At 73.1% G+C, this 8,780-nt stretch carries 9 protein-coding genes; 6 read left to right on the top strand and 3 right to left on the bottom strand.

Translation table 11 applies throughout. The features are described from left to right. From FGF04_RS35585 to FGF04_RS35575, 3 genes are all read left to right on the top strand, one after another. The coding region (locus FGF04_RS35585; RefSeq protein ID WP_328596454.1) for an NADP-dependent oxidoreductase at positions 1 to 910 on the top strand (910 nt) is incomplete at its 5' end. 161 nt (positions 911 to 1,071) lie between these two features. Next, entirely contained in the window at positions 1,072 to 1,986 is a 915-nt protein-coding gene (locus FGF04_RS35580; RefSeq protein ID WP_149515519.1) for a HipA family kinase, read from the top strand. Positions 1,987 to 2,015: 29 nt separating this feature from the next. Beyond that, entirely contained in the window at positions 2,016 to 2,339 is a 324-nt protein-coding gene (locus FGF04_RS35575) for a SelT/SelW/SelH family protein (protein WP_235882665.1), read from the top strand. 27 nt (positions 2,340 to 2,366) lie between these two features. Here the strand turns inward: FGF04_RS35575 and aceB are convergent, their stop codons facing one another. Next, positions 2,367 to 4,001 carry a malate synthase A gene (gene aceB / locus FGF04_RS35570; RefSeq protein ID WP_149515518.1) on the bottom strand — a complete coding sequence of 545 codons (1,635 nt, stop codon included), beginning with the start codon at positions 3,999 to 4,001 and terminating at the stop codon, positions 2,367 to 2,369. Positions 4,002 to 4,186: 185 nt separating this feature from the next. After that, positions 4,187 to 4,786, bottom strand: coding sequence for a nucleotidyltransferase family protein (locus FGF04_RS35565; protein WP_149515517.1), 600 nt, complete (start codon positions 4,784 to 4,786; stop codon positions 4,187 to 4,189). A gap of 189 nt (positions 4,787 to 4,975) precedes the next feature. Here FGF04_RS35565 and FGF04_RS35560 point away from each other — a divergent pair, with 189 nt between their 5' ends. After that, positions 4,976 to 5,314, top strand: a complete 339-nt coding sequence (locus FGF04_RS35560) for a DUF5955 family protein (protein ID WP_223146435.1) — start codon at positions 4,976 to 4,978, stop codon at positions 5,312 to 5,314. 42 nt (positions 5,315 to 5,356) lie between these two features. Here the strand turns inward: FGF04_RS35560 and FGF04_RS35555 are convergent, their stop codons facing one another. Then, positions 5,357 to 6,166: an IclR family transcriptional regulator gene (locus tag FGF04_RS35555; RefSeq protein WP_149515515.1), complete on the bottom strand. Its 810-nt coding sequence runs from the start codon at positions 6,164 to 6,166 to the stop codon at positions 5,357 to 5,359. Positions 6,167 to 6,431: 265 nt separating this feature from the next. Here FGF04_RS35555 and allB point away from each other — a divergent pair, with 265 nt between their 5' ends. Together allB and alc are read left to right on the top strand one after the other, a co-directional pair. Further along, entirely contained in the window at positions 6,432 to 7,781 is a 1,350-nt protein-coding gene (allB, locus tag FGF04_RS35550) for an allantoinase AllB (RefSeq protein WP_149515514.1), read from the top strand. Positions 7,782 to 7,852: 71 nt separating this feature from the next. Then, on the top strand, positions 7,853 to 8,780 hold a 928-nt coding region (alc, locus tag FGF04_RS35545), incomplete at its 3' end, for an allantoicase (RefSeq protein WP_149515521.1).

Here is an 8,780-nt window from a genome sequence, read left to right as displayed (position 1 = left end):
GAGGAAGACCATGACCATGCGCGCCGCGACCGTATCCCGTTTCGGGGGCCCCGAGGCCGTCGAGATCACCGAGCACCCCCTGCCCGAGCCGGGCGAGGGGCAGGTGCGCGTCAAGGTGAAGGCTGCCGCGGTCAACCCGGTGGATGTCGCCATGCGCTCCGGTGTCTTCGGCGGCCAGGGCCCCCTCGGGCTCGGCTTCGACGTGGCCGGTGTCGTCGACGCTGCCGGCCCCGGGGCCCACTGGACGGTCGGCGAGCGCGTCTTCGCCGTGGTGACCGGACACCACAAGCCGCTGGGCACGCACGCGGACCACATCGTCGTGGACGCCGGCATCCTCGCCCCGTCCCCCGCCTCCCTCGACGACGTCCACGCCGCCACGCTCCCGCTGAACGCCACGACCGCGTCCCAGGCGCTCGACCTGCTCGGCCTGGCCCCGGGCCAGAGCCTGCTGGTCGTCGGTGCGAACGGCGGGGTGGGCACCCACGCGGTGGAACTGGCCCACCGGCGGGGCCTGAAGGTCACCGGGGCCGCGGAGGCGGCCTTCGAGGACTTCGTCCGGGCCCGCGGCGCCGATCACTTCCTGGCCCGTGGCGGGACCCCCGAGCCGGCGTCCTTCGACGGCGTCCTCGACACCGCGATCCTGGGCGCCGCCGCGCTCGCCGCCGTCCGCGACGACGGCGCCTACGCCGGCGTGTGGCCGGGCAACGAACCCGCCTCCGAGCGCGGCATCCGCATCGAGGCCGTCGACGTCCGGTCCGACGCCGCCCTCCTCGCCGAGCTGGCCCGCCTGGCCGACCAGGGCGTACTCCTCGCCCGCGTCGCCACGACCTACCCCCTGACCGCCGCGGCCGAGGCCCACGCACGACTCGCCCGGGGCGGCCTGAGCGGACGCATCGTCCTCGTACCGTGAACCGCCCGCGATCACCCTCGGTTACTATGCACACTTCATGCCGGACGCCGGCCGAAACGCCCCGGATGCTTCCCGAAGCCGTCGACGGGTGATTTCCACTCCGGTCGCCTTTCGGAGGTGGTCGTGGATCGTGAGGTTTCATGGAGGGGTGGCCTGAGGAAATGCTGAGAGAGGTCGCCGCGACCCGCTACATCGAACCCTTGCGTGAGGGCGGCTCGCTGCCGGGGCTCGTCGAGGCCGACGACCTCGGTACGTACGTCGTCAAGTTCACGGGCTCCGCGCAGGGGCGCAAGGCGCTGGTCGCCGAGGTGATCGTGGGCGAGCTGGCCCGTGCCCTGGGACTGCGGTTCCCCGAGCTGGTGCTGGTCCACTTCGACCCGGCGACCGCCGCCCACGAGCCGCACCAGGAGGTCCAGGACCTGCTCCGGGCCAGCGCCGGGCTCAACCTCGGCATGGACCATCTCCCGGGCGCCCGGGACTTCACGCCCGAGGTCGCGGCGGAGTTCGGCGTGGACCCCCTGGAGGCCGGCCGGATCGTCTGGCTGGACGCCCTCACGGTCAACGTGGACCGCACGACGCACAGCTCGAACCTCATGGTCTGGCCCACGCTCGGCGTCGCGCCGCCGAAGCTGTGGCTGATCGACCACGGCGCCGCCCTGGTCTTCCACCACCGCTGGGACACCTCGTCGCCGGAGAAGGCGTACGACTTCCGGCGGCACGCGCTCGGCGGCCACGCCCCCGACACCCGGGCCGCCGACGCCGAGCTGGCGCCCAGGGTGACGCAGGACCTGCTGCGCGCGGTCACCGCGCAGGTGCCCGACGCGTGGCTCGCCGGCGAGCCGGGGTTCGCCGGTCCCGACGAGGTCCGCGAGGCATACGTCGGCTACCTCCTCGCCCGGGTCCGCGCCTCCGCGGCCTGGCTCCCCACGGACTTCCCCACCCGCGCGCAGCTCGCGGACGAGGACGCGCACCGGGCCGCGCGGACCCGGCAGGGTCGTCCGAACTGGCTGAAGCAGGTCCCGGACCTGCACGGGAAACCGGCGGTGGAAGAGGACGGGACGGTGCACTTCGGATGACTTCCGACGACACACAGGACGCACAGGCCATGCAGAACCCGCACGACGGGCAGGACGGGCAGGACACATCCGGCGCGCCCGGTCCGGTGCACCGCTTGCAGATCGAGTACTGCACCCAGTGCCGCTGGCTGCCCCGCGCCGCCTGGCTCGCCCAGGAACTGCTCACCACCTTCGAGCGGGAGCTGACCGAGCTCTCGCTCAGGCCCGGCACCGGCGGCGTCTTCGTCGTACGCGTCGACGACGAGGTGGTCTGGGACCGCCGCGAGCAGGGCTTCCCCGAGCCGACGGCCGTGAAGCGCCTGGTACGCGACCGAGTGGCCCCGGAGAAGTCCCTGGGCCACTCGGAGAGGTGATGCCGGTCCCGCGTACCGCGCGATCGCTCAGCCGGTCAGCTGCTCGTAGGCCGGCAGGGTCAGGAAGTCCGCGTAGTCCTCGTCGAGCGCGACCGTCAGCAGCAGGTCGTGGGCCTGCTGCCAGCGGCCGGCCGCGAAGGCCTCCTCGCCCAGCTCGGCGCGCAGGTCCGCCAGTTCACGGGCCGCGATCTCGCGGGCCAGCTCCGGCGTCGCCCGCACCGTCCTCCCGTCGTGCTCGAACTCGACGCCCGCGTTGATCCACTGCCAGATCTGCGAGCGCGAGATCTCGGCCGTGGCCGCGTCCTCCATCAGGTTGAAGATGGCGACGGCGCCGAGGCCGCGCAGCCACGCCTCGATGTAGCGGATGCCGACCTGGACGGCGTTGACCAGCCCGTCGTAGGTGGGGGCGGCGTCCAGGGAGTCGACGGCGATGAGGTCGGCGGCCTTCACGTCGACATCCTCGCGCAGCCGGTCCTTCTGGTTCGGCCGGTCGCCGAGCACCGCGTCGAAGGAGGCCATGGCGATGGGGACGAGGTCGGGGTGCGCGACCCACGAGCCGTCGAACCCGTCGGCCGCCTCACGGTCCTTGTCGGCCTTGACCTTCTCGAAGGCGACCTTGTTGACCTCCTCGTCCCGCCGGGAGGGGATGAACGCCGCCATGCCGCCGATCGCGTGCGCCCCGCGCCTGTGGCAGGTGCGCACGAGCAGTTCGGTGTACGCGCGCATGAACGGGGCCGTCATCGTGACCGCGTTGCGGTCGGGCAGGACGAACTTCCGCCCGCCGTCACGGAAGTTCTTGACGATGGAGAAGAGGTAGTCCCAGCGGCCGGCGTTCAGCCCGGAGGCGTGGTCGCGCAGTTCGTAGAGGATCTCCTCCATCTCGTACGCCGCGGTGATCGTCTCGATCAGCACGGTCGCGCGGATCGTCCCCTGCGCGATGCCGACGTACTCCTGCGCGAAGACGAACACCTCGTTCCAGAGGCGGGCCTCCAGGTGCGACTCCGTCTTCGGCAGGTAGAAGTACGGGCCCTTGCCGAGGTCCAGCAGGCGCTGCGCGTTGTGGAAGAAGTACAGGCCGAAGTCGACGAGCGCGCCCGGCACCGGGGTGCCGTCGGCGTCCACGAGGTGCCGCTCGTCCAGGTGCCAGCCGCGCGGGCGCATGACGACCGTCGCCAGCTCCTCGGGCGCCTTCAGGGCGTACGACTTGCCGGTGCGCTCGTCGGTGAAGTCGATGCGGCGGCGGTACGCGTCGGCCATGTTCACCTGGCCCAGGACCACGTTCTCCCAGGTCGGCGCGGAGGCGTCCTCGAAGTCCGCGAGCCACACCCGGGCACCGGAGTTGAGGGCGTTGATCGTCATCTTGCGGTCGGTGGGGCCGGTGATCTCGACGCGGCGGTCGTTCAGGGCCTCCGGCGCCGGGGCCACCCGCCAGGAGTCGTCCGCGCGGATCGCGGCGGTCTCCGGGAGGAAGTCGAGGGTGGAGGTGCGGGCGATCTCGGCGCGGCGCTCGGCGCGGCGGGCGAGGAGCTCGTTCCGCCGGGGGGTGAACCGCCGGTGCAACTCGGCGACGAAGGCGAGGGCCTCGTCGGTGAGGACCTCCTCCTGCCGGGGCAGGGGCTCGGCGTCGACGATGGCCAGCGGGGACGGCGCTGGTGCGGACATGAGCTGTCACTTCCTTCAGCGGGGGTGGCACCGGGTGCCGGTCGGCCTGGTACGGCGGTGAGCGCCCGATGAGGGGCCGGACGCTTCTGAACAGTGGATACTAGTTTCCTCATGGTGGAAGTTCAATGTTTTGTTGACGTCGAGACACTCCGGGCGGCGCAAGGTGGCGCTCGGTGCCACCCGGTTCATTCCAGGCGGGCGAGGTCCGCCTCCGTGTCGATGTCGTAGGGGCGGGCCACGTCCGCGCACTCGACGAGCGCGATCGCGTCCTCGTGCGCCTTCAGGTACGCCCGTGCCCCCTGGTCGCCGGTGGCAGTCGCGGCGACACCCGCCCAGTGGTCCGCGCCGAGCAGTACGGGATGACCGCGCCGTCCCCCGTACGCGGCCGAGGCGAGCGTCGCGGGGGAGTCGTAGGCGGCCAGCAGTCGGGCCACCGCCTCGGCGCCGATGCCGGGCTGGTCGACCAGCGCGACCAGGGCGGCCCGCGCCCCGGTGCCCCGCAGCGACTCCAGCCCGGCCCGCAGCGAGGACCCCATGCCCTCCTCCCACCGCGGGTTGTCCACCAGGACGCACCCGGGCAGCATCGCCCGCTCCCGTACGGTGTCCGCCCGCGCGCCCAGCACCACGTGGACGCGGGCGCACCCGCCCTCGCGCAGCACCCCCGCCGCGTACTCCACCAGGGGGCGGCCCCGGTGTCCGAGGAGGGCCTTGGGGCGCCCGCCGAGGCGCCGGCCGCCGCCCGCGGCGAGCAGGAGTGCGGCCACCCGGCCGTCGTTGTCCGTCATCCCTCCTGCATACCCGACCCGCGGGCGAGAACAGGATGTCCGGGGTCTGAATTTAGGTCCGCGTGGTGGCGCCCGGCGCACCGGGTGGCGTTTACTGACCCGCGTCCCCGGCGCCCGGCCGGCGTCACGGGGCGGTCGGGCGGGGAGCGGTGACGGCGTGCGCGGCAGTGGCGCACGAGGGGGAGAGCTGTGTCGCGGAGCGTGGAGCAGAGACCGGTGACCGGCGGTGAAGGGGATCCGGGAGTGGCGCAGGAGGACCCGAGGGTGGCGGAACTGAGGACCGCCGTGTCCAGATTGCGCCGCGAACTCGCCGCGCATCCGGCCGAGTTACCGGACCGCGGGGTCGCCGAGGACGAACTCGCGGCGCTCGCCGCGATGGCCGGCGGCGGGCTCCCCGAGACGCCGCGCCTGCGCCGCTCGCTGCTCCTGGTCGCCGGTTCCATCGGCTCGGTCAGCGCGCTGGCCGCGGGGCTCGCCGCGGTGCGCGGCGCGATCGAACTGTTCGGCGAACCGCCGCCGCACCGCTGAGCCGGGCGGCAGGACCGAACGCGTCCCGCACGGCCCCGTCGTTCAGGCCGCCGGGCCCGAGCTGGCCAGCGCCTGCGACAGCTCCACCGCGACCTGCTGCAGCACCGGCACGATCCGTTCGGTGGCCGACTCCGTGACGCGGCCGGCCGGACCCGAGATCGAGATGGCCGCGGCGGTGGGGGAGTCGGGCACGGGGACGGCGAGGCAGCGGACGCCGACCTCCTGCTCGTTGTCGTCCACCGCGTAACCGGTGCGGCGCACCTCCTCCAGGGCGCTCAGGAACGCGTCCGGAGTGGTGATCGTCCGGTCCGTCGCGGCCGGCATGCCCGTACGGGACAGCAGCGCGCGCACCTCGTCGGCCGGGACGTGCGCGAGCAGCGCCTTGCCCACGCCGGTGGAGTGCGGCAGCACCCGGCGGCCCACCTCGGTGAACATCCGCATCGAGTGCTTGGACGGCACCTGCGCCACGTACACGATCTCGTCGCCGTCGAGCAGCGCCATGTTCGCCGTCTCGCCGGTCTCCTCGACCAGGCGGGCCAGGTAGGGGCGGGCCCAGGTGCCCAGCAGCCGGGACGCCGACTCGCCGAGCCTGATCAGCCGCGGCCCGAGCGCGTACCGCCGGTTGGTCTGCTGGCGTACGTAACCGCAGGCCACGAGCGTGCGCATCAGGCGGTGGATGGTGGGCAGCGGCAGCCCGCTGCTCGCGGAGAGTTCGCTCAGGCCGACCTCGCCGCCCGCGTCCGCCATCCGCTCCAGCAGGTCGAAGGCGCGCTCTAGGGACTGGACGCCACCGGAGGCGGCCGGCTTGGCGGCGGCTTCGGCGGGGGCGTCGCTGGCGCTGGACGTCGGCACGGGCGCGGTCCTTTCAGACGGGCAGGCAGGTGGGAAGCCTACCCGGCGGCCGGTCGACCGCACGGCGGTGAACGACCGAATTCCACTGTGTGAAAGTACCTTTTCGGTGTATGGAAGTACAGAGTGGGGGCTGACTCTTGACGGCGGGGGGTGCGGAGTGAAGACTCCTTCAACAGAACGTTGAATTCCGTTACGGGCAGGTGAACGGACGGAAGGAAGACGTCCGGTGCGGAACCGGTGCGCAACCGGTGGGGAAGGGGTCTAGGTGTCCGACGGCAGCCCGGTCGAACTGGTCCTGCGCTCGACGCGCGTCATCACTCCCGAAGGAACGCGGGCGGCCTCCGTGGCCGTCGCCGCGGGAAAGATCACGGCCGTGCTCGCGCACGACGCCACGGTGCCGGCCGGCGCCCGGCTGGAGGACTTCGGCGACGACGTCCTGCTGCCCGGGCTCGTCGACACCCACGTGCACGTCAACGACCCCGGCCGCACCGAGTGGGAGGGCTTCTGGACCGCCACGCGCGCCGCGGCGGCCGGCGGCATCACGACGCTGGTCGACATGCCCCTCAACTCCCTCCCGCCGACCACGACGGCCGACCACCTCCGTACGAAGAGGGACGTCGCCCGCACCAAGGCGCACGTCGACGTCGGCTTCTGGGGCGGCGCCCTGCCCGACAACGTCAAGGACCTGCGCCCGCTGCACGACGCGGGGGTCTTCGGCTTCAAGGCGTTCCTGTCACCGTCCGGCGTGGAGGAGTTCCCCGAGCTGGACCAGGAGCAGCTCGCCCGCTCCCTCGCGGAGATCGCCGGCTTCGGCGGCCTGCTGATCGTGCACGCCGAGGACCCGCACCACCTGGCGGCGGCCCCGCAGCGCAGCGGCCGCAAGTACGCCGACTTCCTCGCCTCCCGGCCGCGCGACGCCGAGGACACCGCCATCGCCAACCTCGTCGCCCAGGCCGCCCGCCTGGACGCGCGGGTGCACGTCCTGCACCTGTCCTCCAGCGACGCGCTGCCGCTGATCGCGGCCGCCAGGCGCGAGGGCGTACGCGTCACGGCGGAGACCTGCCCGCACTACCTCACCCTCACCGCCGAGGAAGTCCCGGACGGGGCGAGCGAGTTCAAGTGCTGCCCGCCCATCCGCGAGGCCGCCAACCAGGACCTGCTGTGGCAGGCGCTGGCCGACGGCACGATCGACTGCGTGGTCACCGACCACTCGCCGTCCACGGCCGACCTCAAGACCGACGACTTCGCGACCGCGTGGGGCGGCATCTCCGGACTCCAGCTCAGCCTGCCGGCCGTCTGGACCGAGGCCCGCAAGCGCGGGCACACCCTGGAGGACGTGGTCCGCTGGATGTCCTCGCGCACGGCGGAACTGGTCGGCCTCGACGACCGCAAGGGAGCCGTCGCGGTCGGCCGGGACGCCGACTTCGCGGTCCTCGCGCCCGACGAGACCTTCACCGTCGACCCCGCCGCGCTCCAGCACCGCAACCGCGTCACCGCGTACGCGGGCCGGACCCTGCACGGCGTGGTCCGCTCCACCTGGCTGCGCGGCGAACGCGTCATGGCGGACGGCGAGTTCACCGCACCGGCCGGCCGGCTCCTGTCCCGCCGGAGGTAGTGCGCACCCCACATCCCACCCCGACGCCCCGCACCGCGCGGCGGCCGACCCCGAAAGGAAGACCTGATCACGTGACCGAGCAGCAGCAGTCACCTCCGGCTCGTTTCACCGGCGACGCGAACCCCTACGGAGGCGGTGACCCGTACGCGGACCACCGCACCGCCGACTTCCCCTTCACCCGGTACGCCGACCTCGCCGACCGGCGGCTCGGCGCCGCGGTCGTCGCCGCCAACGACGAGTTCTTCGCCCAGCGCGAGAACCTGCTGCTGCCCGGGCCCGCCGAGTTCGACCCCGAGCACTTCGGGCACAAGGGCAAGGTCATGGACGGCTGGGAGACCCGGCGCCGCCGCGGCGTCTCCGCCGACCACCCCTGGCCGGCCGCCGACGACCACGACTGGGCGCTGGTACGCCTCGGCGCCCCCGGTGTCGTACGCGGCATCGTCGTCGACACCGCGCACTTCCGCGGCAACTACCCGCAGGCCGTGTCCGTCGAAGGGGTCCGCCTGCCGGGCTCGCCGTCCCCCGAGGAACTCCTGGCGGACGACGTGAAGTGGACGACGCTCGTCCCGCGCACGGAGGTCGGCGGCCACGCGGCCAACGGGTTCGCCGTCGACGTGGAGCAGTGCTTCACCCACGTCCGCGTCAACCAGCACCCCGACGGCGGCATCGCGCGCCTGCGCGTGCACGGCGAGGTCGTGCCGGACCCGCGGTGGCTGTCGGTCCTCGGCACCTTCGACGTGGTCGCCCTGGAGAACGGCGGCCAGGTCGAGGACGCCTCGAACCGCTTCTACTCCTCGCCCGCCAACACCATCCGGCCGGGCCGCTCGCACAAGATGGACGACGGCTGGGAGACCCGGCGGCGGCGCGACCGGGGCAACGACTGGATCCGCTACCGGCTGGTGGCGCGGTCCGAGATCCGCGCGATCGAGATCGACACGGCGTACCTGAAGGGCAACGCGGCGGGGTGGGCGGCGGTGTCCCTGCGGGACGGTGCGGAGG

The sequence above is a fragment of the Streptomyces apricus genome (genome assembly GCF_008369065.1).
GTDB classification, from domain to species: domain Bacteria; phylum Actinomycetota; class Actinomycetes; order Streptomycetales; family Streptomycetaceae; genus Streptomyces; species Streptomyces apricus.
The sequence above is the reverse complement of the archived record's forward strand: the minus strand, read 5'-3'. Positions and strand labels throughout refer to the sequence as shown.